Genomic DNA, 23711 nt, shown 5'->3' with positions numbered 1-23711 from the left:
CGGTTGACCTACTGATTACAAGTCAGTTGCTCTACCAGCTGAGCTAAGTCGGCACACAAAACTGTGTGCTAAGGCACGTATAATAATATTAAATCTTATTGATTTCAAACATTATTATTTAATAATGGTGCCCAGACGCGGAATCGAACCACGGACACGAGGATTTTCAATCCTCTGCTCTACCGACTGAGCTATCTGGGCGTGCGGCGTATTAAACGAGTTTTGCCCTTACAAGTCAACTTTTTTTTTACCCTTTATAACTGTTTGAACGGTTTTCAGCCAGTTGAGTCTATTTTTTATTAATAACGTTTATTTTTCCTACAAAACCAGACTATAACTATAATAAATATAATTAAACCAGACTAAAACCGTAGTGAATTAATATTTGTAAATGTTACGATCACTTTGAAAAATACGATAATAGCTTATCGTAGCCAACATATACCAACGGGAACAATTAATGCAGAGTAAATTCTCTTCACCGGTTAAAGGCTTACTGCCACTTTTTTTGATCATGAACATTGCAGTAACAACACTCGCTATTGTTGCCTATTCATTTTACTTACAAAATGAAGAACAATCTGAAAAAATAGCAACTCCTATCGATATAGCAACGCTTGCAACAAGACTCGACTTGCCGATGGTCGATGCTTTAACGATGTATGGACAGGGAAAAGTAAAACAACTCCTTGATTTAACATCGTTATTAACTGATGATTTAGAATATACTCTGTACCGTTTTAGCCCAACGTCACAAGCAGAATTAGTTTACAGCAGCACTAAACCAGCAATCCCTTCAACTGGATTAAAAGAGCATTTAGTCGAACAAGGTATTTTACATCATATTTTAACTTTGAATGATCAACCTATTGGTGAGTTAATCATTCAACAAAACCTGCCGCCACCAGCATTAAGTACACAAAATTCTCAAGTTATTGCATATATAATTGCAATTGCCAGTGTAATCTCTCTATTTATATTAGCTTTATTATTTAATATGCACATTAATTTTCGCTTGCGTAAAAGTACTGGGTTGTTGAGCGAAGAACTTCAAGAAATAACCGAAACGGATAATTACAATAGTAGTGTAAGCGAACGTTTAGATATTGGTTTAGGTGTAGTAGCTCAAAATATTAATTTGCTCCTGCAAAAAGTTCAAACTGTAATGGCAAGTAATGACTCTTCACAAAAAGAATTACAAAAGCTCCAAAATGGTTTAGAAACAGAAGTACATAACCGTACAGTTGCACTTGAACAAGCAACATTAAAAGCCGAGCGAGCAAACGATACCAAAACAACCTTCTTAGCGACCATGAGCCACGAAATCAGAACCCCTATGAATGGGGTTATTGGTACCATTGATTTATTGCGTCAAACAGAGCTTGATGGCGCACAACATCGTTTAAGCACTATTATCCGTGAGTCTGCCTTTTCTTTATTAAGTATATTGGATGATATTTTAGATTTTTCTAAAATTGAAGCCGGTAAATTAAATATAGACCCCACACCTTTTTCAATAACAGATACTATTGAGGAGGTTGCTCGAGTACTTTCTTCAGTGGCTAAAAAGCGCGAGCTTGATTTAGAGCTATCAATAGCTCCTGATATCCCTATTAATCTTACTGGTGATACGGTAAGAGTTCGCCAGGTACTCTATAACCTTTGTAGTAATGCGATTAAATTCACAAGCACCGATGAAAAAATACAAGGGCACGTGAAAATATCAGTCGAAGTGGCGCATAACACGGCTGATCACTTTACTTTACGCTTTTGTGTAACTGATAACGGCAAAGGAATGAATCAAGCGCAACTACGCGAAATATTTAATCCCTTTATTCAAGCTGAAAACTCAATTACTCGAGAATACGGCGGTACTGGCTTAGGTTTATCAATCTGTAAGAGTTTAACGGAATTAATGCTGGGCACTATAAACGTTACCAGCCATATTGGTATTGGTAGTGAGTTTATCGTTGAGTTGCCATTTAGCACTTCAGGAAAGATTAAATACGCTCACAAAGGCGCATTAAACGGCAAACATATTGTTGTTGTGAGTAATCATCTTGAGCGCGAAAAAATCATGTATCGTTATCTATCTTTTATGGGCGCTAAAATAACGTATGTCCATAATGAACAAGAAATTGCAGAGCATCAAGATGATACAGATATAATATGGGTAGTTGATGGCATAGATAATATGGACGCTATCAACGCGCTTTTAAGGCGTTTACTTTACTCTTTAGAAGATAACAACCAACAAGCTGTTGTGTTAAGTAAATTAGACGAAGCGGCAATTAACCATAAAAATATTTTTTATATTAATGCCGCACCATTATGTAAATCTAATTTTATGCTCTCGATACTGGTAGCAGCAGGTTTGCATCAACCAAAACAAATTAAAAAAGCTAAAACACTTAATAACTTTTTAAGCACCGAACAGGCTCGTCAAGCTAATAAGTTAATACTACTTGTTGAAGACAACCTATTAAACCAACAGGTTTTAACTGATCAGCTGCATATTTTAGGTTATGGGGTCGAAGTTGCTAACGACGGTGAAGAAGGGCTTAATATGTGGAGAAAAGGTAACTACTCACTTATTTTAACCGATTTACATATGCCTAAAATGTCGGGTTACGATATGGTCGAAAAAATCCGTAATGAAGCCGAACTGTTAGACTCCATTGATGCCCAACCTCATATTATTGCTGTTACAGCAAATGCTTTAAAAGGCGAGAAAGAGCGCTGTTTAGCGGTAGGCATTAATGACTTTATTACAAAGCCTATAGAGCTAAATTCTTTAGAAGATACATTGAAGCGCTGGAGTAACAAACAAAACCAAGGACAAAATGTAGTGGCGCATCAAAATATGGCACTACCGATAGACATGGAAGCAGTTGCTAAATATGTAGATGGAGACAAAGCTAAACAAGTCCGCTTTTTCAAAATGTATTTAGAGCAGAGCCAAAGTTTAATTAAATCTATTAACTCGGGTGTAATGATAAATGATTTAGACGAAATAGTTGACGGTTGTCATCAATTAAAATCCATTTCAAAAACAATTGGTGCGCAAATGGTTGCCGACCTTGCCAGTACTTTTGAAGAGAAATGCAAAAAAGATGAACTTACAACTGATGAGTTAATTAATTTAAGAGATGAATTAGAAATTGAATACTCAAAGGCAGCTCAATTTTTAAAAGAGCAAGTTAAAATCGCTGAACAAGAAGACGAACTGGTTGATTAAATAAATGAGCATAAAAAAAGGGCTATATAGCCCTTTTTTTTAAAATTCAGAAAATATTACTTTTCTGGTGGTCTATAACCTTCAATTTCTACATCTTTATCTTCAAACAAAAAGCCAACCATTTGTTCTTCTAAAAATATGCGATGCTCTGGGTCCATCATATTTAAATGCTTTTCGTTTATAAGCATTGTTTGCTTATGTTGCCACTGAGCAAAAGCTTCTTTAGAGATGTTGTTAAAAATCTTTTCACCAATTTCACCTGGATATAGTTGAAATCCAAGACCTTCGGCTTCTTTTTGTAACTTTTGACAAAATACGGTACGTGCCATGATTGATTCTCTTTAGCGCTAAATGCCAATAGTTTAACCTATTGGTGCAATTTGTTTAACCAACTTTTTAGTTGGGGCAGCCAAACCCACTTCAACTGATTGATCTAACGGATACCAAACTAACGGCCTGTCATTAACTACATCGGGAATATTTTTAATATTAAGGACATGCGGATTAATAGTCAGCTCAAAATGCGAAAATACATGTGTAAAAGGCTCAAGCGCACTTAAGTTAGCTTCTAGCCCTTGCTGTGCTATAAATACTTCAAGTTCGTTAAGTTCGTTAAATTCAAAAAAACCAAATAATCCTCCCCAAATTCCTGAATTTGGTCTTTTTTCCATTAATACTTTGTTGTCACATTGAATGATTAACTGGTGGCAGACCTTTTTAGGAACCGCTTTTTTTGGTTTTGAATGCGGAAATGTTTTTACTTCCCCCATTTTATAAGCGCCACAGCGTGAGTTTAACGGGCATGCTTGGCAATCAAAACGACTTCGAGAGCATAAGCTTGATCCTAAATCCATCATAGCCTGATTAAACTCTGTAACATTATTTTTAGGTGTTAGCTGCTCACTTAAATGCCATAACTGAGTTTCTACTTTCTTAACACCATACCAACCTTCAACCATAAAAAAGCGAGCTAGCACTCGCTTAACATTACCGTCTAAAATTGGATGATGCTGACCTAGCGATAACGATAATACAGCACCTGCAGTTGAGCGCCCTATTCCAGGTAAATCAATTACTTCTTCAAGCGTTGTAGGAAACTGTCCATTATATTTATCGCGCACTATTTTAGCTGTTTTATGTAGATTACGTGCACGAGCGTAATAACCTAAACCAGTCCAATGATGTAGTACCTGATCTTCATCCGCATTCGCTAACGCAATAATATCGGGAAAGCTTTCCATAAATTTTTCAAAATAAGGAATTACAGTAACTACTTGAGTTTGCTGCAGCATCACTTCAGACACCCATACCTTATAAGGTGTTTTTGCTAATTGCCAAGGTAATGTTTTTCGACCATGAAGGTGATACCAATCAACAACTTGGTTAGAAAACCAATTTGATTGTTCTTTATTTAAATCCAAAATATTTTACTTTCACTAATGCTCAATGGCGGCTCAGTCTATTGCAGTTATTAAAAAGATCAAGCTATGAGGGCTGTTAAATCAGCTAAACCTTGTGATTGGTGCGCTGGTCAGGGATAATACTCAACCATTTTTAAACACATTGTTTTTGTCAGGCCAATAATATGAGTGAATCAACCAACAGTAATCTTGAGCAAGCTAAGCAAGAAGGTAAATACATCCGCACTATTCGCAGTTTTGTAAAACGCGAAGGTCGATTGACCAAAGGTCAAGCTGCTGCAATTGAAAAATGCTGGCCAACTATGGGCTTAGAGCATAAAAACGGCATGCTTAATTTAAGTGAGGTTTTTGGCAACAACAATGATGTAGTGCTTGAAATTGGCTTTGGTATGGGCAAGTCACTTGTAGAGATGGCAAAAAATGCACCACATCTAAACTTTATAGGCATTGAAGTACATCGTCCTGGTGTTGGTGCTTGTTTAATGGATGCTGACGAAGCTGGCATTACTAATTTACGTATTTTTGAGCACGATGCAGTTGAAGTACTTGCCGATTGTATTGCTGAAGAAAGCTTAACAACATTACAATTATTTTTCCCAGATCCTTGGCACAAAAAACGCCATCACAAACGTCGTATTGTACAAGGCCATTTTGTTGAAAAATTACGTTCGCAATTAAAAATGGGCGGTGTTTTTCATATGGCTACTGATTGGGAAAACTACGCAGAGCATATGCTTGAAGTAATGCAGGCAGCGCCTGGTTTTAAAAACCAATCTGAAACGAACGACTATGTTCCACGCCCTGATTTGCGTCCGCTCACTAAATTTGAGCAACGCGGCCATCGTTTAGGTCATGGCGTATGGGATTTAATGTTTGAACGTACTAAATAACTTAATACTGTTATTTAATTTATCAATAATACTAAAAAACTGTAAGGCAAAGTCATTTATGAGCATATTAACCAACCCAAGTTCACTGTTACTTCGAAATAGCGAGGAACTAACGGGGAAATCTATCTTGGTGGTCAACTTTGCTCAGGATGGCTTTTTAACCGAACTTAAAAAACTTAATCCACAAAGTAAAGTAACCGCATTTAGTTACAATCACGCTAATGGCGTTTTTGCTAAAAACACTAAAGATGTTGAGATATGTGTAAATCACATAATGACAGGTAATGACTATGATTTAGTTATTCTTTATTACCCTAAATCAAAGCCTGAACTGCTAATGGCGCTTGATAATATTCGAGCCATTATTACACCAGATGCTAAACTACTTGTTGTTGGTGAAAATAAAAGTGGTGTTAAATCGATTGAAAAACAATTAGCAGGAAAAACGGTTTATAGTAATAAAATTGATTCAGCAAGGCATTGTGTTCTTTACTCTTTTTCTGAAATAAAACAGCGCTCTAGCTTTGATATTACTGAGTACCATAAGCAATTTTTAGTAACAGTTGCCGACACAGAATTTACAGCTATTAGTGTACCTGGTGTATTTAATCACGGTGGTTTAGACATAGGTACAAAAGTGCTGCTTGAAAACGCACCGACACTTAATCAAGGTAAAGTACTCGACTTTGGGTGTGGTGCAGGCTTAATTGCTACATTTTTAGGATTAAAAAATCCAGCACTAGATTTTCTGTGCAGTGATGTAAGTGCTTTAGCTACCTATGCCACTGAGCAAACTTTAAAGCTCAATAGCATCAAAGGTGAAGCTATATTAAGTGATGGTCTTAACAGCATTACTGGAAAGTTTGATTTAATAATTAGTAACCCACCATTTCACACGGGTATCTCTACTGATTACACGGTAGCTGAAGCGTTTTTATCAAATGCTAAACAGCATCTAACTAAATTAGGTAAATTGAATATTGTGGCAAATAGCTTCTTAAAATACCCGCCAATTTTAGAAACACAATTTGATAATTACCAAACCGTGTTCAAAAATAATAAATTTGCTGTATATAGCAGTTAAATAAAAATTAGCGGCGATAAATTAGTGTCGTTATATCTATAAATTAATCATTACAGTGTATAGATACCAAACTACACCGATACGCAAAAATACTTTTTTAGAGCCCTGAGTCAATAACATTCTAGTTAGTTTAAATGAATTTTAATCTAACAACTTTAATTATTAGGTGAGTATTTAAGGTACTCACCCTAGCTGATGAAAAATATAAAGATTAATTTAGTTTTTTTCCTCCACTTTCTCTTGTCTTTGCTAAACTAAAACTCTCGAACATTGAAAATAACTCAGGCGACGATGACATAATGCCTAAAAAAGTACATCAAAGTAGCATTCGTAAAGCATTAATAAATTTAATTATGCTCATAACTGCTATTTGCCTGTCGTTATCTATTTCTATTTCTACATACTTAAGCGTTAAAGAACAAAAACAATTAATAATTAATAAACTTGTTATTCTTTCTGAAATTGTTGCTTTTGATGCTGGAAAATCTGTTGCGAATGATGATAGGAAAACAGAAGAAAAACGCCTAAAGTCATTTGATAAAATTCCCCTTATAAAAAACATTCATATTTACACAATTGAAAAAACATCACAGAAGCCAGTGTTTTTTATTAGTTTTAATGCAAAAAAAACGCCCCCTGTTCCTCTTCGAATAGACAGTGTTAATGATTTAGCTGAGCCACGTATAACAAATGAATATATTGAGCTTATACGCCCTATTTCTCACAATGAAAAATTAATTGGCTATGTTTACATGCGAGGCAGCCTTGAAAGCCTTGATATTTATATAAAACATAAAATATTAATTGATATGCTACTAACTTTATTAATACTGGTTGTTGTATATTTTATTGCTGTAAAAACACAAAAAAGAATAGCAAAACCTATTGAGCATTTGAGCATGTTATTGCAAGACGTATCAAAAAATCATAACTATGATGCGCGTGCGCCTATAACAAATGTGAAAGAAATTACGGTACTTTCAAATAGCCTAAATATAATGCTTGCCCGGACTCAAAAACAGCTTACTCGTCACGAAAAAGACAAAGAAGAAATAAAACAGCTAAACCAGAGCCTTGAAGAAAAAGTAAATCAACGCACAATCGCACTCAGAGAAGCCAATCAAGAACTGCTGTCGACCTTAGAGCGAATGCATCAATATCAGACTCAAATTGTTGAAAACGAAAAAATGGCATCTTTAGGGCAAATGGTGGCCGGTGTTGCTCACGAAGTTAATACACCAATTGGACTTGGGATTACAGGCTCTACATTACTAAGGGATAAGTTAGCTGATATTCAAATAAGCTTTAACGATCAAAACCTAACCTCTAATCAATTAAAACGATTTATTGATGAAGGCATCGAGAATTTAGATTTAATTTATCGTAACTTAAACCGCGCTGCCGATTTAATTGCTAACTTTAAAAAGGTAGCGGTTATTCAAGATGATGGAATTAAGAAAAGCATTAATCTTCATAAACTCATTAGTGACGTTTTAACATCAGTGCAATCAGAGCTTATTACTAAAAAACCTATAGTAACCGTTAACTGTCCTACCGACTTATTAGTGCAAAGTAAGTCAGACCCTTTGCAGCAAGTATTTCAGCAGTTACTAATCAACTCTGTTGTGCATGGCTTTATTGGCACTGAAAATAATGAAATCAAAATTGATGTTGAACTAACGGATAAAAAATTAACAATTATTTACAGTGATAATGGTCAAGGCGTGGATAAAAATGTTAAACATCGAATTTTTGATCCTTTCGTAACCTCAAAAAGAGGGCAAGGCGCAAGCGGTCTTGGTATGCACCTTGTCTATAATTTAGTGACTCAGGCTTTAGGCGGACGAATTCTGTTTGATTTGGAAGAAAAACACGGTGCACGCTTTATAATTACAATACCTTGAATAAATATCATTAAATAAGTATAAACTTTAAGTTTATACTTGAATTAACATTTTATGACCTCATTAAGAAGGCATGTGATAAAACTTGTAATGTTATTTAATTACATTAAATAATTAATACTTAGCAATTTATGAACTTTATTATCTTTGCGATATCACATACATTGATGAAAGGTTAAAAAATGATATAATTTCGATTTGAATTAGTCTGATTATTTTAAGCACCTTTACCTGATTGATCGATGTATCAATTTTTAAAGGAAATGGCTTCGACTTCCTAGTTCAAATAATTACATCCGTAAATATATCAATTAAACAGTAGCTTTTGCACAGCCCTTTTTAGGTAGACTTTGGATTCCTCTACTGTTTTATTTTTATCCAAATTGTTTTTCTTGTTAACAATTGGATATAATCTTATAATCTCTAGTAATCGATTTTATTGAATAACGTCGATTTTTTTGTACGTAAAACAATCCAAAAAGGTTAATTAATAATGCAAACGCCAGTCATTCTGATCGTAGAGGATGAAGACGTAACTCGACTAAACCTCGTTAGTTTATTTGAAGCTGAAGGTTACAAAGTTATTGAAGCCATTGATGGCGATGATATGCATGACAAGCTTACAAATAACGATGACGTCAATCTTGTAGTTATGGACATCAATCTTCCAGGTAAAAACGGTCTTATTTTAGCCCGTGAATTACGCCAAAAGCGTAAAGTAGGCCTTATTTTCTTAACCGGTCGTGATAACGACGTTGATCGTATTTTAGGTCTTGAAATCGGTGCAGATGATTACATCACTAAACCGTTTAACCCACGTGAGCTAACTATTCGAGCTCGCAATCTAATTACTCGTACTGCTTTAGGTGGTGAAGAGTCAATATTAGAAACAAATGGTGTTATTACGTTTAATGGTTGGGAATTAGACGAAAATAGTCGTTGCCTTACTTCTCCAAGTGGTGATGCTAAGCGTTTGCCTAAAGGTGAATACAGAGCATTGCGTTTAATGCTTGATTCTCCAGGTCGTATTTTTAGCCGTGAGCAACTAATCAAACATATGACAGGGCGTGAGCTTCGTGCAAACGACCGTACTGTTGATGTTACTATACGCCGTATTCGTAAACACTTTGAAAGCGATAACTCAACGTCTGAGTTAATCAGCACCATTCATGGTGAAGGTTACCGCTTCATTGGTAAAATCGACAGCTAAATTAGAATAACGTTACGTTACTCTAATTGTTGTAAAAATAAATGAAGGGCTTCTTGTCCTTCATTTATTTTATCCGCTAATACTTCCAACCACTCATTTAGTACTTCATCTGTTTCATCAATAGCACCATACTCCATTACTTTTGCATGTAATTGCACATCATTTAAGCCTACAGAACCTGCAGCTCCTTTAAGCTTATGCGCAACAGACTTATACTCTTCTCTATCGCCTGTATTTAATGAAGTAAGTAACTCTTGTTGATATTGCGGATTTAGTTTTTCAAATAATTGGCTGCTGCGTCTAAATACAACTAAGCCCATTGAATTAACAAAGTCTTCTATTGTTTCAACATCGAGTAAATGTGCGTTAATTCCAACAAGTGCTTCTTCGCTCACTTTTAATTGTGGTTTATCACATTCAACTTTTTTGATATCGAATAGGTCGGCTAACATTTTATCTAGTTTTACTGTATTGATTGGTTTAGCCAACGCACCTTGTATAGATATACCTTTAAGGTCTTCTTCGGCGCTTCGCACGTTTGCAGTAAGTGCAACTATTGGAAGTTTATCAAAGTGACTATCAGCCCTAATTTGTCTTGCCACTTCATCGCCGTTTATATCAGGCAATTGCATATCGAGTAAGACTAAATCTAAATCATCTTCAGTTTCTACAAAAGAGAGTGCGTCTTCACCCGTTTCAGCCCATAACACTTCGTGCCCACGTTGCTCTAGTAAGTTAGTTGCAATCTCAGCATTAAGCGGAACATCCTCAACTAATAAAATATACAAGCCACGACCAACATAGCTTTGCTCTGTTGGAGCTATACATAAGTTTAGTGGAATTTGCACAGTGAAGCAGCTTCCCTCGCCTTCCTTACTATCTACCGTAATAACCCCTTTCATTGCACTAACTAATGCTTTAGTTACTGACAAGCCGATTCCTGAACCTATTGCATTGGTTCCTTTTAAATCAGGTGCTTTATAATACATATCGAATATACGTGGAAGTTGTTCTTGCGGAATACCTTGCCCAGTATCCGATACCTTCATTATTAGCCAAGGACCTTCAACACGATTTTCGCGACTACAAACAAGTTTAACTTGGCCATTTTGAGTAAACTTAACAGCGTTATTAATAAGGTTCCAAACCACTTGGCGTAAACGAGTCGGGTCGAGTTGAGCGTAAACATCAAGCACACCATCGCGTTCAATATTAAACTCTAATTCTTTTTGCTCTGCAATCAGACCTGCAAAGTTAACAACATCATTAATAAAGTCAGATACATTAATAGGGTTAGTCGCTATATCGAGCTGATCTCTATCTATTTTATCAAGATCGATAATATCGTTGAAAATATTACCTAATGTTTCAGCACTCGAAAAAATAGTATTACCCCAACTACGTTGCTGCTTGTTTAATTCGGTATCAAGCAGCATTCGCGTTAAACCAACAATACCATTTAACGGTGTGCGCAATTCATGGCTAAGAGTTGCAATAAACTTACCTTTATCTTTATAGGCAGTTTCGAGTGCTTGGGCAGCTTCTTTACGACTAGTAATGTCACGCCCAAAGCCAAGTAAGCCTATGTATTCACCTTCATCATTAATAAAAGGTAATTTACGTAACTCAAACCAACGCTTTTCACCATCTACGTCATACCCAACGTCGATAGTAATACCTTGATGAGTCTGCTCTACTTTTTTATCACTTTCGAGTACATCAGACAAAAATTCGCTTGGAAAAATTTGCTCCGCCGTTTTACCAATAAGTTCAGCACTGGTTTTACCCATAACTTCTTCAAACATTTTATTACAACCAGCAAACACACCATTATTATCGCGGTAATAAAATAAATCGGGGGATGAGTCGACAGTAGAGCGCAGTAACATACCTTGCTGTGCAAGTTCTTGTTGTGTTTTTTTACGTTCAGCAATTTCTTTACGCAACTCTTCAATGGCGCGATGTTTAGCATGAAATGCCATTTTACGCTCATCTATCTCCATATTTAAACGGTTGATATTGTCTTTAAGTGTTTGGTTTAATAGCTTTTCTTGTTTTGTTGCGCTATCAAGGTAAGCGTATGAGGCATCTAATTGACGAATTGAATTTAATAATACGCTTATAATTAGTGGAGAAACCACTGCTGTAAAAAATATCACAGCTAAAATATCAACTAAATGAATTTCACCTACTGCAACATAATAAAACATGCTTGATAAAATAAGGGATGCGGTTAGCAATAACGCATAACAAATAGCGGCAGTTTTAAACTCACCAAATCGAGTTATTAGGCTGGAAAGAACTCGAACCCAAGGGCTCAAAGAATAATCGGTCATAGTTAAGTTTATCTCTTAGCTGTGTGCTTAAATATAAATGAGGCAGTACAAATTACTAAACATACTATTTTGCCAGATTTTAGCATTTTTCTATTAGCTATTTTCATGTTGTGTGATAAAAATAGAAAAAATTCATGTTTGAAAGTAAACGCAGGTAAAAGTCCTCGTTTCAGCTAGTGATTATTTCGTGTAAAATGCGGCGCATTATCATTGCCAATAACGAGTAACATACCATGCAAATCAACATGCCCGATATAGCCGACACGGCACCCGCCTTACAAACAGGTAAATTAGACTGGGTTGGCATGGCTGAAATTGAGTTGCCATTTATTTTTGAATCGCGTGATACATCCCCAGTTACTGTTAATGCTAAAGCCCGCGCCTTTGTTAACTTACACAAAGAAGATGCTAAAGGCATTCACATGTCACGCTTATACTTGGCACTAGATACGCTATCAACCGAGCAACATGTTAATCCACAAACATTAGCGGGCACTCTAAACTCTTTTATTGCCAGCCATGAAAACTTGAGCGATAAAGCACAAATTGAGTTTAAGTTTGAGCTGCCACTGCGCCGTAAATCACTATTAAGCGGCAAAGTAGGTTGGAAAAGCTACCCTATTATATTAACGAGTACTATTGAGCATAATATTATTAGTTATGAGCTGAGTGTTGATGTTACTTATTCATCAACTTGCCCATGCTCTGCGGCACTTGCGCGCCAGCTTATACAGAATGCATTTAGCGAAAAGTTTAATCAAGAAACATTAAGTCAAAAAGATGTACACGAGTGGCTTGGCACAACACAAGGAATTGTAGCAACACCTCACTCTCAACGCTCAATTGCGAATGTAAAAGTAAAACTTGATAACGATATTAATGAATTCGATGTTGTTAGCTTAATTAATACTCTTGAAGATGAACTTAAAACACCGGTACAAGCGGCTGTAAAGCGTGAAGATGAACAAGAGTTTGCTCGCTTAAATGGTCAAAATTTAATGTTTTGCGAAGATGCAGCCCGAAAAATAAAGGCAATTTTAGAGCGTGACAAATATGCAGACTATTGGTTGCAAATAAACCATTATGAGTCGCTACACGCCCATGATGCAGTTGCAATTGCCGTTAAAGGAATTACCAACGGTTACAAAGCATAATAGGTAAAATACCTTTAAATAAACCATACGATAATAATTTCATAACCACCTGTGTTTAGGCATATAAATTGCTTAACTCAAGCAGTGTCAATTTGTTGTTATGGAGTTATCGTATGGAATTTGCTTTATTATCAATCTTAGTATTAGTCGTAGGTGCATCAATTGTTGCGTCAAAATTTAATGATGACGGCGGAAACCCTTATCCTTTTACGCGCAAACAAAGCGTATTTACACAAGTAGAAAGTGCTTTTTTAAACTTATTAGAACGCGCTGTAGGCGATCAATATAAAATTGTTAGCCGTGTAAAGCTAATAGATGTAATTGACTGTAAAGAAGGCTTATCTCCTAAATCTAAACGCGCAGCAATTGCTAAAGCAAAAAACAAACAACTTGATTTTGTGTTAATCGATAAAGAAAAAATGACGATTGTGGCTGCTGTTGATTTAGTTAACAACGCCAACAAAGATGGACATAAAGCACAACGAGATTGGTTTGTTAATGGTGCTTTAGAAGCTGCGGGTATTCCACATATTCGTATGAAAGTAAAATCAGGATACCGTCCTTCAGAAGTACGCGATGCCATTATGTTTAAACTTGGTAAGCCTGCACCTTCGCAAGCACAACGCCCAGCTCGAAATCGCGTAAACAAACCGGCCGTACTTTCACCATCTCAAGCTAAAGCACATACAACTGCCCTAGCTGAAATTTAACAATTTTGTTTCCTAATTAAATACTCTCCTAAAAGTATTCAAAGCGAGCTGCATAAAACGGCTCGCTTTTTTGTTTTTTATTACTAACTTCACGTATAATAAATTTATTCAAACTCAGGAATTTAAAACTATGAACGTTGGTATTATTGGCGCAATGGAGCCAGAAGTTAAAATTTTACGTGAAGCAATGCAAAACCCACAAATTTTAACAAAAGCAGATTTTACTTTTTATACTGGCGAACTTGCTGGTAATACAGTAACACTCGTTCAATCTGGTATTGGTAAAGTAGCTTCAACTATTGCTACCACACTACTTATCGATAACTTTAAGCCTGATTGTGTTATTAACACTGGCTCTGCCGGTGGGTTTGACCCATCGCTAAGCGTAGGCGATGTAGTAATTTCGTCAGAAGTTCGTCACCACGATGTAGATGTAACAGCATTTGGTTATGAAATAGGTCAAGTACCACAAATGCCACCTGCTTTTATTGCTCACCCTAAATTGGTTGAAGCCGCGCAGCAAACAATTGCACAAATTAGTGAAGTAAAAACCTTAGTTGGCTTAATTTGTACTGGCGATACATTTATGTGTGACCCTGTACGTATTGATAAAGCACGTAGCGATTTCCCAACAATGCTTGCTGTTGAAATGGAAGGCGCATCTATCGCGCAAACATGTTTTGCACTTAATACACCATTTGTTGTTATTCGCTCTATGTCTGATATTGCTGGTAAAGAGTCACCACAATCATTTGAAGAGTACCTAGAAACCGCGTCAATCAACTCATCTAAAATGGTTGTAGCACTTCTTGAAAAGTTAACAGCAGTTAAGCTATAAATGCTAAGCAATATTGTTCAAAATCATTTGGACTTTATTGCATTTATTGTAGCGCTCCTTGCTGAGCGCTTTTTACCATTAGTAAGTTGGTATCATCCTAATACCGCTTTAGTTGCTGTTTTTAACGCAATTGGTAAACGAATATATAAAAGCAAAGAACCCAATAGCTATCAGTACTTATCCTCATTGCTGGCAAGCACACTTATTTTAAGCATTATCCTCACTATTATTATTCTACTATTAGAATTTGCTTTTTACCCTGAACTACTTGCGGGGCTTATTTTATACTTATGTTTAGAGAGTAAAATTATTGATAAAAAAGCACTGCGTATTGCAAAACTAACTAAGCAAAATCAAAAATCTACAGCTCGCGAATTATTAAAGCCTTTACTCGCGCGTGATGTGAGTAAGCTTTCAGCTCCAGGAATTATTAAAGCGTTAATAGAGAGTTTAATACTGCGAACCGCACGTTACTATTTTGTCGTTATATTTATATTTTTAATATTGGGTCCTATTGCTGCACTTGCCTATAGATTACTAACTTTAATCCAGCAAGCATGGCGAAATGAAATAGCACCTAATAGCCCTTTTTTAAAACCATTGAAAATAATTATTTTTGTTATAGAGCTTATTCCTATGCGCTTACTTGCCCTGACTATTGCAGCAAGTAAAGCAACCAAACAAAGCATGCATTACATAAAGCATTATGGCAGGCACTTTTATCAAAAAAATACTGGTTGGTTACTAAGCGCATGCTCAGCATCACTTGGTGTACAACTAGGCGGACCCGCAGTCTATTTTGGTGCACGCTTTAATAAAATGCGTATTGGTACTGATAGGCTTCCCACTGCTGACGATGTACCCGTAATAATTAACAGATTAAATCAAGCTCGTGCATTTTGGCTATTAGTCATTGTGGCTGTTGAAATATTAAAAGTGGTTTAGTGCCTATTTTCTAAAAATTATTTACCCCTCTAAAATACAAACACAAAAAAACCAGCCTAAGCTGGTTTTTGTTTATTACCTGCGGTATTAAGCAATGGTAATGTTTGCAAACTTACGTTTACCTACTTGGTAAATAGCCGTTGTACCTTTTGCTACTTCAAGTTTGGTGTCTGTAATTTTATCTTCGCCGTTAAGTTTAACTGCACCTTGCTTAATCATGCGCATAGCTTCTGACGTACTTGCCACTAAATTTGCTTCTTTAAGTAAGTTAGCAATTAATATAGTGTCTTGATCAATCGTTACAGTCACTTCTGGGATTTCATCTGGTAACGCTTTTTTCTGAAAGCGTTGAATAAAATCGTCATGAGCGGCTTGTGCATCTTGTGCATTATGAAAACGAGTAATTAACTCTTTAGCTAGTTCAATTTTAATATCGCGTGGATTAGTACCTTGCTCAACACGCTCTTTTTGAGCTGCAATCTCTTCAATTGAAAGTGCACTTAACAAGTCATAGTAACGCCACATTAGTACATCACTAATAGACATTATTTTACCAAACATATCGTTCGGTGCATCAGTAATACCAATGTAGTTACCAAGCGACTTAGACATTTTTTGAACGCCGTCAGTCCCTTCAAGTAATGGCATCATTAATACTGTTTGCGGTTTTTGACCTTCTACTTTTTGCAGCTCACGCCCCATAAGTAAATTAAAACGCTGATCAGTACCACCAAGCTCAACATCAGACTCAAGTGCAACAGAATCCCACCCTTGTACTAATGGATATAAAAATTCATGTATTGCAATTGGCTGACCGCTACCGTAACGCTTTTTAAAGTCATCACGCTCTAGCATTCTAGCTACAGTTTGATTTGCTGCTAATTTGATCATACCCGCAGCGCCTAACTTTTCCATCCAGGTAGAGTTAAAGGCAACTGTAGTTTTAGCCGGATCAAGAATTTTAAAAACTTGCTCTTTATACGTTTCAGCATTGGCAAGTACGTCTTCGCGAGTAAGTGGCTTACGCGTTACGTTTTTTCCTGTAGGGTCACCAATCATTCCGGTAAAGTCACCAATTAAGAAAATAACCTCATGTCCTAGGTCTTGAAACGTTTTCATTTTATTAATTAGTACAGTGTGACCTAAGTGTAAATCAGGTGCTGTTGGATCAAAACCAGCCTTAATTTTTAGCTTTTTACCCGACTTTAGTTTTTCAACTAATTCGTCTTCAATTAATATTTCTTCTGCACCGCGTTTTATCTCTGCTAGAGCGGTTTGTAAATCCACTGTGTATTACTCCAAAATTCTGCCGACGAAGGGGGCGACTAGTTACTTGCGCAATCACGGTTTAAAAAGGTTTAAACCGAATTTATATATATTGCTAACATAACAAATTTTTACCTAATTTAAATAAATTTTTAAACGATTAATGCAACTTAATAAAAAGAGTACAGTCTCAGCTTAATATGCAGTTAAAAAAGGCTTTCAAACCCTAATTTTAGCGCAATTTGACGCCAGTTTAAATCTACAAAACACTGGTATTCGTACATTATTCGTTATATCCTGAGATATTATGTATTTATTATGTTGACAGCAGGAAAAGGCACTTTATGGTACACGTGGTTAACACGCTCCCCAAAAAACACAAATTGCTTATTTTAGGTCTGGTTTCTGCTATTACTGCTTTGACCTTTCTTCCTTCTGAAAAAGCGACTGCATCCAAAGACAACAGTGTTAACGCACTAGAAATTGGTAAGCGCTATGATTTACAAGTTAAAGTTGATAACAACGAAAAACTTACCGAGTTAAATTCAGAACAAGCGGCAGAAAAGCTACCAGAATACGACCTAGTCGATCACCAAGTTAAGAATGGTGACAATTTAGCTATTATCTTTAAACGTGCTGGATTTTCGGCACAAACGCTCTATAAACTAGTTAACACTAATGCAGAAACGCGCAAACTCACCAAAATTCATCCAGGTGAAGTATTAAGTTTTGCAACCGCTGAAAATGGCGATCTCGCTCAGCTGCGTTATGTGATATCTAAAACTGACACCTTATTTGTTACCTTAAATGATGAAGGTAATTACGATACAGCCATTGATAGCAAAGAAATTGAAACTCTGACTAAAACAGCCGGTGGCGAAATTTCTAGTAATTTTTGGACCTCAGCTATATCAGCTGGTTTAAGCGAACGCCAAATAATGAACTTTGCTGATATATTTGGCTGGGATGTAGATTTTGCGAACGACATTCGTAAAGGTGATCAGTTTGGTTTAATTTACGAATCTCATTACGTAGATGGTGAATTTATTGGCACTGGCAAAATTATTGCCGCTGAATTTATTAACCAAGGTCAACGCTTTGCTGCTATTCGCCATACAGATGGTAGTTTTTATACTCCTGAAGGCCGTAGTATGAAAAAAGCGTTTTTACGCGCCCCAGTTAATTTTAAATATATAAGCTCAAGCTTTAATCCTAAACGTTTACACCCAGTTACAGGACAAGTTAGAGCTCACCGTGGTATCGATTTTGCAGCTCGTACAGGCACACCAGTTGTTGCATCGGGAAATGGTAAAGTAATTAAAGCAGGTTACAGTAAATATAATGGCAACTATGTATTTATCAGCCATGGTACGCAGTATGTAACTAAGTACTTGCACCTAAATAAAAAGCTAGTTAAAACAGGTCAAAAAGTTAAACAAGGCCAACAAATTGGTACTGTAGGATCTACGGGTAGAGTTACAGGCGCACATTTACACTACGAATTTTTAGTAAATGGCGTTCATCGCAACCCTAAAACAGTAAAACTACCTAAGTCAGAGCCATTACCGCGCTCAGAACTTGCTAAGTTTAAGCCAATTGCTGATAACTTTATTGCTCAGCTTGAACGTAATCGTGAGCTACAATTAGCACTTAAGTAAAACTCACTTATAAAAAATAAAAAAGCCTTTGCGGAGTTAATCTGCAAAGGCTTTTTGTATATATTATTTAGCTACTTTATTAATACCCATAAGCTTAAATATAGTAGCGGCTTAACCCGTTAAATTATTTTAATTTATATGGGTTAATACAGTACATAGATAAGCTGAATTACTAAAGACACCATCACTAAGGGCCAAATATATTTACTATATTTAGCTGCCCCATCAAGCCCTATTTTACTTTGATACTTTTCAAGTAACGGTATAAGTATAACCAGTGCTACAAACAAGCTTATTAAAATAACAAATATATTCATATCAATACCCTACTTATGGTAATTCATGACCTTTAGCGCTTACATAAAGTGCATACCAATGCTCACGAGTTAGCTCTACGTTAACAGCATCACAAGAGGCTTTAATGCGCTTAGCATTAGTCGTTCCTATAATTGGTTGAATAGAAGCTGGATGGCGAAGCAACCAAGCAATTACAATAGCTTCAGCAGAGGTGCCATAAAGCGCAGCCAGCTTATTAACTAAAAGGCTGGTGTTTATATCTGCCTGCGACGCATTAGATAAATCACTACCAGTATAAAGCCCTTGGCATAAACTCCCCCAGCTTTGAATTTGAATATCAAAGTGGCGACAATACTCAATACTACCTGATGTAAAGTTAATATTTTTGCCATCTACATTTCCAGCATAAACACCTTCATCAACAAACTGATGTTTTTGTAAGCTCGCTTCAATTTGATTAGCGACTATTGGCATATCAAGTGCGTGCTGTAAAAAGTTCATTTGATGTTGCTGCATATTAGACACTGCAAAGTGACGTACTTTACCGCTTTCTTTTAAGCAGCTAAATACTTGAGCTATTTCTTCTACTTCCATTAGCGGATCAGGTCTGTGCAGCATAAGTATATCTAAGTACTCTGTATTTAACCGCTTTAGAGATGCCTCCACTGATTGCTCAATCCAGTCAGCCGAAAAATCATAACGCTTTGGACCATGCTCATCTTCAAATTTAATTCCGCACTTAGATTGAATATACATATGCTCTCTAAGATCTGGTCGCTCACTTAATGCTTTACCAAATACTTGTTCGGCTTTGCCAAATGTATAAATATCAGCGTGATCAAAAAAGTTAATACCGCCTTCAATAGCATGATCTATACAGTCGTGTGCTTGCTTAATATGCGAGCTATTAATAGCGTCTTTATTCCAACCGCCGCCTAACCCCATGCAACCAAATACTAGTTTACTAACATTTGGTAAATATTTTGCCAAAGGTCTATGAAGCATTATGACTATCCTTAAAATTGCGAAGAGTTGTTACTGTAAACAAAAAGTACTAAACAAGAAACCATTAAGCGATGGAAATAAAAAGCAAAAAAAAGCGCAGTAAACTGCGCTAAATCATTTATTAATTACCAAGTTAATTATTAGCCAACAAGTGCTAATAAAATACCTGCGGCTACGGCACTACCAAGAACGCCCGCAACATTTGGTCCCATTGCATGCATAAGTAAAAAGTTATGAGGATTGCTTTCAAGGCCTACTTTATTTACTACTCGTGCCGCCATTGGCACAGCAGACACACCCGCCGCACCAATTAATGGGTTTATAGGTGTTTTAGATATGCGATTAAGCCCTTTTGCCATAAATACGCCCGATGCCGTACCAATTGCAAACGCAAGTGCGCCAAGTACTAAAATACCAATCGTCTCAACAGTTAAAAACTTATCTGCAGCAAGCTTTGAACCTACAGCTAAACCTAAAAATATAGTTGTAACGTTGATGATTTCGTTTTGAGCACTGTTACTTAATCTATCTACAACACCCGACTCTCGCATTAAGTTACCTAAACAAAACATACCTACAAGCGGTATAGCAGCCGGTAAAAACATAGCCGTTAAACTCAGTACCATAAGAGGGAAAATAATCTTTTCCTTTTTAGATACTTTACGAAGCTCTGGCATCTTTATTTTACGTTCTTCTGGGGTTGTTAATGCACGCATAATTGGCGGCTGAATAATTGGCACAAGTGCCATATATGAGTATGCAGCTACCGCTATTGCACCAAGTAAATCGGGTGCCAGTTTGGATGCTAAAAATATTGCAGTAGGTCCATCTGCACCACCAATAATGGCAATAGCCGATGCATCCTGTAGGGTAAACTCAAAGCCTGGCACATAATTAAGTAATATAGCGCCAAACAGTGTAGCAAAAATACCAAATTGTGCAGCCGCACCTAATAGCAACATACGTGGGTTTGCAATAAGTGCGCTAAAGTCAGTCAGCGCCCCTACTCCCATAAATATCAGCAGCGGAAAAATCCCCGTATCAATACCCACATAATAAACGTAATACAAAAGCCCACCTGGGTCTGACAATCCTGCCACAGGTACATTTGTTAAAATTGCACCAAAACCAATAGGTAATAGTAATAGTGGTTCAAAGCCTTTAACTATCGCTAAAAACAGTAATAAACACCCTACCGCAATCATTATTAACGATGGGATTGTAAAGTTAGCAATGCCAGTAGCATTCCAGAGGTTTAAAATACCTTCCATCCTCTATTTACTCCTAAGCTAATGCAATCATAGCGTCGCCAGTAGATACAGCATCGCCTTCACCAACTAACACTTCAGCAACTGTTCCGGTATGCATTGCGCGTATTTCAGTTTCCATTTTCATGGCTTCCATAATAATCACTACATCACCTTCGTTAACAACTTGCCCAGCTTTTACTTTAATTTTAAAAATATTACCTGCTAAAGGTGCATTAAGTGTTTCGCCCGATGCAACCGATGCAGACTGAGGAATGTGCTCAGAATCCTTTAAAGTTACTTCTTTGAGTTCACCACCTTGCGCTACAACTACGTCGTAAACTTTACCGTCTACTTTTACGCTGTATTGCTCAGCTTTAACGCTACTATTATTTGAGCCTGATTTTGGTGCTATCTTATTGCTCTTATCTTCAACAGTAGGAATAGGCTCAAATGCATCAGGGTTATTACGATTTTTAATAAACTTCAAACCAACTTGTGGAAATAATGCATAAGTTAGTACGTCATCAATTTGCTCATCAGCAAGTGTTAAACCTTGCTCTTGCGCTTCTTTTAATAATTCAGCTTCAAGCGTTGCAAGCTCTGGTGCAATGTTATCTGCAGGGCGACAAGTAATAACCTCTACTCCATCAAGCACACGCTCTTGTAGCTCTTTATTCATTGGTGCAGGTGTTAAGCCATATTCACCTTTTAATACGCCAGCAGTTTCTTTAGTAATTGTTTTATAACGCTCACCGGTTAGTACATTAAGTACTGCTTGAGTGCCTACAATTTGCGACGTGGGTGTTACTAAAGGTAAAAAGCCAAGATCTTCACGTACACGTGGGATCTCAAGTAAAACTTCATTAAGCTTATCTGCCGCGCCTTGCTCTTTAAGTTGGTTTTCCATGTTTGTAAGCATGCCACCAGGTACTTGAGCTAGTAAAATACGACCATCAACCCCTTTTAAGCTACCTTCAAATGCCGCATATTTTTTACGTACATCTCTAAAGTAAGCCGCAATTTCTTCTAGGTGGTTTAAATCAAGGTCAGTATCGCGTTCAGTTCCTTCAACTATCGATACAATAGTTTCAGTTGCGGTGTGTCCGTAAGTCATACTCATAGATGAAATAGCGGTATCAAGCATGTCAATGCCTGCATCAATCGCTTTTTGATAAGTCGCAGTACTTAAACCTGTTGTAGCGTGGCACTGCATAGCAATAGGAACCGACACGGTTTCTTTAAGTGCTTTAATTAGTTTTTCAGCATCGTACGGCTTTAATAAACCCGCCATGTCTTTAATACAAATTGAGTGACAACCTAAATCTTCTAATTGCTTAGCAAGAGTTAACCACATATCAAGTGTATGAACAGGGCTTACAGTATACGAAATAGTACCTTGAGCATGTGCGCCTACTTTTATAGCCGCTTTAATCGCTGTTTCTAGGTTACGCACATCGTTCATTGCATCGAATATACGAAATACGTCAACACCATTTTTATGTGCGCGTTCTACAAATTTTTCAACTACGTCATCAGCGTAATGGCGGTAACCCAATAGGTTTTGACCGCGTAATAGCATTTGTTGTTTAGTATTAGGCATCGCTTTTTTAAGCGCACGAATACGCTCCCAAGGATCTTCACCTAAATAACGAATACACGAATCGAATGTAGCACCACCCCACGATTCAATAGACCAATAACCTGCATCGTCTAACTTGCTAGCAATCGGTAGCATATCGTCTAGGCGCATACGTGTTGCGAGTAATGATTGGTGCGCGTCGCGTAATACCAATTCTGTTAATTTTAATTTAGCCATGTGTGTGCCCCTTATTTATTATTTGATTTGTACTGAGCAATGGCAGCACTAATAGCAGCGATGTGCTCATTTGGCACACCTTGAGATTTAAAAGACGGTGATTTAGCTGGTGATGCCTCTGGTTCGCTATAGCGCGTCACCAAATTAGACATAAGCGTTACTGCACCAATTAATATCGACAGAAATACAAACACCCCAACCATACCAGTTAGCATTAAGCTACCAGCCGTTGTGAGTAGAGCACCTATATCCATTTTTCTCCCCCTTGAAACCCATATCGAAAATAAAAAATCGATTTAATTAAATATTTATTCACTGAATAATAACAAAACTAGTCGCTTTGTCTACATCTTGTAAATTGGTAAAACCAATTAAACTATAAACAACATAACACTCAACTAATTTACATGCCATAACCCAGCAATCATGCGCTCTACAATACATACAAGAAATAACGACTATAGCTATTAGTTATATGGAAGTTGTTAATTAACTATTCAGCTTAATTAAAATAAACGTCAAACTTCAAAATAAACATAAAAACACACATCAATTGTTAATTGGTCTTACCAAGAATATTATCCTCAATGAATATTTACCAATAATTTGTAACAGTGTGAATAACTTACATAACAAAGCGTAAAAGTTACTAACTAGCCACTAACTTAAAACACAGTTAAAACGAATAA

General features: G+C 36.6%; 19 protein-coding genes and 1 tRNA gene. 10 read left to right on the top strand and 10 right to left on the bottom strand.

The window, feature by feature from the left end; all coding sequences use genetic code 11:
* Positions 1–125: 125 nt before the first annotated feature.
* Positions 126–201: transfer RNA gene (locus tag I6F65_RS16380), tRNA-Phe, on the bottom strand.
* 259 nt (positions 202–460) lie between these two features.
* Between I6F65_RS16380 and I6F65_RS16375 the strand changes: the two genes are divergently transcribed.
* Complete coding sequence (locus I6F65_RS16375) at positions 461–3238, top strand: ATP-binding protein (protein WP_197113951.1); 2778 nt, start codon at positions 461–463, stop codon at positions 3236–3238.
* Between the two features lie 56 nt (positions 3239–3294).
* On the opposite strand, the gene I6F65_RS16370 is transcribed toward I6F65_RS16375, so the two are convergent.
* Together I6F65_RS16370 and mutY are read right to left on the bottom strand one after the other, a co-directional pair.
* Positions 3295–3567, bottom strand: coding sequence for an oxidative damage protection protein (locus I6F65_RS16370; protein ID WP_024612215.1), 273 nt, complete (start codon positions 3565–3567; stop codon positions 3295–3297).
* Between the two features lie 33 nt (positions 3568–3600).
* Positions 3601–4662, bottom strand: coding sequence for an A/G-specific adenine glycosylase (gene mutY / locus I6F65_RS16365; RefSeq protein WP_197113953.1), 1062 nt, complete (start codon positions 4660–4662; stop codon positions 3601–3603).
* A gap of 161 nt (positions 4663–4823) precedes the next feature.
* Between mutY and trmB the strand changes: the two genes are divergently transcribed.
* From trmB to arcA, 4 genes are all read left to right on the top strand, one after another.
* Positions 4824–5549 (top strand): tRNA (guanosine(46)-N7)-methyltransferase TrmB, encoded by a 726-nt coding sequence (trmB, locus tag I6F65_RS16360; protein ID WP_197113950.1) that lies wholly within the window; start codon positions 4824–4826, stop codon positions 5547–5549.
* 58 nt (positions 5550–5607) lie between these two features.
* Positions 5608–6633 carry a methyltransferase gene (locus I6F65_RS16355; protein WP_024612212.1) on the top strand — a complete coding sequence of 342 codons (1026 nt, stop codon included), beginning with the start codon at positions 5608–5610 and terminating at the stop codon, positions 6631–6633.
* Positions 6634–6932: 299 nt separating this feature from the next.
* Positions 6933–8537: a sensor histidine kinase gene (locus I6F65_RS16350; RefSeq protein WP_197113949.1), complete on the top strand. Its 1605-nt coding sequence runs from the start codon at positions 6933–6935 to the stop codon at positions 8535–8537.
* Positions 8538–9030: 493 nt separating this feature from the next.
* Complete coding sequence (gene arcA, locus I6F65_RS16345) at positions 9031–9747, top strand: two-component system response regulator ArcA (RefSeq protein ID WP_024612210.1); 717 nt, start codon at positions 9031–9033, stop codon at positions 9745–9747.
* 17 nt (positions 9748–9764) lie between these two features.
* Here arcA and arcB read toward each other — a convergent pair whose 3' ends face one another.
* Positions 9765–12083 carry an aerobic respiration two-component sensor histidine kinase ArcB gene (gene arcB, locus I6F65_RS16340; RefSeq protein WP_024612209.1) on the bottom strand — a complete coding sequence of 773 codons (2319 nt, stop codon included), beginning with the start codon at positions 12081–12083 and terminating at the stop codon, positions 9765–9767.
* A 233-nt stretch (positions 12084–12316) separates the two neighbouring features.
* Between arcB and folE2 the strand changes: the two genes are divergently transcribed.
* The 4 genes from folE2 to I6F65_RS16320 all read left to right on the top strand — a co-directional run bounded on the left by folE2 (position 12317) and on the right by I6F65_RS16320 (position 15730).
* Positions 12317–13237 carry a GTP cyclohydrolase FolE2 gene (gene folE2 / locus I6F65_RS16335; RefSeq protein WP_024612208.1) on the top strand — a complete coding sequence of 307 codons (921 nt, stop codon included), beginning with the start codon at positions 12317–12319 and terminating at the stop codon, positions 13235–13237.
* Positions 13238–13350: 113 nt separating this feature from the next.
* Positions 13351–13947: a DUF2726 domain-containing protein gene (locus I6F65_RS16330; protein ID WP_024612207.1), complete on the top strand. Its 597-nt coding sequence runs from the start codon at positions 13351–13353 to the stop codon at positions 13945–13947.
* A gap of 130 nt (positions 13948–14077) precedes the next feature.
* On the top strand, positions 14078–14785 hold the full coding sequence (mtnN, locus tag I6F65_RS16325) for a 5'-methylthioadenosine/S-adenosylhomocysteine nucleosidase (RefSeq protein ID WP_197113947.1): 708 nt from the start codon (positions 14078–14080) through the stop codon (positions 14783–14785).
* Positions 14786–15730 (top strand): cobalamin biosynthesis protein, encoded by a 945-nt coding sequence (locus I6F65_RS16320; RefSeq protein ID WP_197113945.1) that lies wholly within the window; start codon positions 14786–14788, stop codon positions 15728–15730.
* 87 nt (positions 15731–15817) lie between these two features.
* Here the strand turns inward: I6F65_RS16320 and tyrS are convergent, their stop codons facing one another.
* Positions 15818–17017, bottom strand: a complete 1200-nt coding sequence (tyrS, locus tag I6F65_RS16315) for a tyrosine--tRNA ligase (RefSeq protein ID WP_166108905.1) — start codon at positions 17015–17017, stop codon at positions 15818–15820.
* A 323-nt stretch (positions 17018–17340) separates the two neighbouring features.
* On the opposite strand from tyrS, the gene I6F65_RS16310 reads away from it, so the two are divergent.
* Positions 17341–18654, top strand: coding sequence for a peptidoglycan DD-metalloendopeptidase family protein (locus I6F65_RS16310; protein WP_024612203.1), 1314 nt, complete (start codon positions 17341–17343; stop codon positions 18652–18654).
* A gap of 143 nt (positions 18655–18797) precedes the next feature.
* Here the strand turns inward: I6F65_RS16310 and I6F65_RS16305 are convergent, their stop codons facing one another.
* The 5 genes from I6F65_RS16305 to I6F65_RS16285 all read right to left on the bottom strand — a co-directional run bounded on the left by I6F65_RS16305 (position 18798) and on the right by I6F65_RS16285 (position 23276).
* Positions 18798–18971, bottom strand: a complete 174-nt coding sequence (locus I6F65_RS16305; protein WP_166108904.1) for a hypothetical protein — start codon at positions 18969–18971, stop codon at positions 18798–18800.
* A 13-nt stretch (positions 18972–18984) separates the two neighbouring features.
* Positions 18985–19956 carry an aldo/keto reductase family oxidoreductase gene (locus I6F65_RS16300; RefSeq protein WP_166108903.1) on the bottom strand — a complete coding sequence of 324 codons (972 nt, stop codon included), beginning with the start codon at positions 19954–19956 and terminating at the stop codon, positions 18985–18987.
* 140 nt (positions 19957–20096) lie between these two features.
* A complete protein-coding gene (locus tag I6F65_RS16295) occupies positions 20097–21227 on the bottom strand; it encodes a sodium ion-translocating decarboxylase subunit beta (protein ID WP_166108902.1) in 1131 nt (376 codons plus the stop codon).
* Positions 21228–21240: 13 nt separating this feature from the next.
* The gene (gene oadA / locus I6F65_RS16290) at positions 21241–23022 is read right to left on the bottom strand and encodes a sodium-extruding oxaloacetate decarboxylase subunit alpha (RefSeq protein WP_197113943.1); all 1782 of its coding nucleotides are present in this window, start codon (positions 23020–23022) and stop codon (positions 21241–21243) included.
* A gap of 11 nt (positions 23023–23033) precedes the next feature.
* Positions 23034–23276, bottom strand: coding sequence for an OadG family protein (locus tag I6F65_RS16285; protein WP_007583814.1), 243 nt, complete (start codon positions 23274–23276; stop codon positions 23034–23036).
* Positions 23277–23711: the final 435 nt, after the last annotated feature.

Source organism: Pseudoalteromonas sp. SWXJZ94C (genome assembly GCF_015864385.1).
Classification (GTDB): Bacteria; Pseudomonadota; Gammaproteobacteria; order Enterobacterales; family Alteromonadaceae; genus Pseudoalteromonas.
Note: the sequence above shows the minus strand (reverse complement) of the source record. Positions and strands in the feature narration are given on the sequence as shown.

What these genes read in the sequence shown, in the direction of transcription:
- I6F65_RS16375 (WP_197113951.1), top strand. Translation starts at nt 461, where the DNA reads ATGCAGAGTAAATTCTCTTCACCGGTTAAAGGCTTACTGCCACTTTTT.
- I6F65_RS16370 (WP_024612215.1), bottom strand. Translation starts at nt 3,567, where the DNA reads ATGGCACGTACCGTATTTTGTCAAAAGTTACAAAAAGAAGCCGAAGGT.
- trmB (WP_197113950.1), top strand. Translation starts at nt 4,824, where the DNA reads ATGAGTGAATCAACCAACAGTAATCTTGAGCAAGCTAAGCAAGAAGGT.
- I6F65_RS16355 (WP_024612212.1), top strand. Translation starts at nt 5,608, where the DNA reads ATGAGCATATTAACCAACCCAAGTTCACTGTTACTTCGAAATAGCGAG.
- I6F65_RS16350 (WP_197113949.1), top strand. Translation starts at nt 6,933, where the DNA reads ATGCCTAAAAAAGTACATCAAAGTAGCATTCGTAAAGCATTAATAAAT.
- arcA (WP_024612210.1), top strand. Translation starts at nt 9,031, where the DNA reads ATGCAAACGCCAGTCATTCTGATCGTAGAGGATGAAGACGTAACTCGA.
- arcB (WP_024612209.1), bottom strand. Translation starts at nt 12,083, where the DNA reads ATGACCGATTATTCTTTGAGCCCTTGGGTTCGAGTTCTTTCCAGCCTA.
- folE2 (WP_024612208.1), top strand. Translation starts at nt 12,317, where the DNA reads ATGCAAATCAACATGCCCGATATAGCCGACACGGCACCCGCCTTACAA.
- I6F65_RS16330 (WP_024612207.1), top strand. Translation starts at nt 13,351, where the DNA reads ATGGAATTTGCTTTATTATCAATCTTAGTATTAGTCGTAGGTGCATCA.
- mtnN (WP_197113947.1), top strand. Translation starts at nt 14,078, where the DNA reads ATGAACGTTGGTATTATTGGCGCAATGGAGCCAGAAGTTAAAATTTTA.
- I6F65_RS16320 (WP_197113945.1), top strand. Translation starts at nt 14,786, where the DNA reads ATGCTAAGCAATATTGTTCAAAATCATTTGGACTTTATTGCATTTATT.
- I6F65_RS16310 (WP_024612203.1), top strand. Translation starts at nt 17,341, where the DNA reads ATGGTACACGTGGTTAACACGCTCCCCAAAAAACACAAATTGCTTATT.
- I6F65_RS16305 (WP_166108904.1), bottom strand. Translation starts at nt 18,971, where the DNA reads ATGAATATATTTGTTATTTTAATAAGCTTGTTTGTAGCACTGGTTATA.
- I6F65_RS16300 (WP_166108903.1), bottom strand. Translation starts at nt 19,956, where the DNA reads ATGCTTCATAGACCTTTGGCAAAATATTTACCAAATGTTAGTAAACTA.
- I6F65_RS16295 (WP_166108902.1), bottom strand. Translation starts at nt 21,227, where the DNA reads ATGGAAGGTATTTTAAACCTCTGGAATGCTACTGGCATTGCTAACTTT.
- oadA (WP_197113943.1), bottom strand. Translation starts at nt 23,022, where the DNA reads ATGGCTAAATTAAAATTAACAGAATTGGTATTACGCGACGCGCACCAA.
- I6F65_RS16285 (WP_007583814.1), bottom strand. Translation starts at nt 23,276, where the DNA reads ATGGATATAGGTGCTCTACTCACAACGGCTGGTAGCTTAATGCTAACT.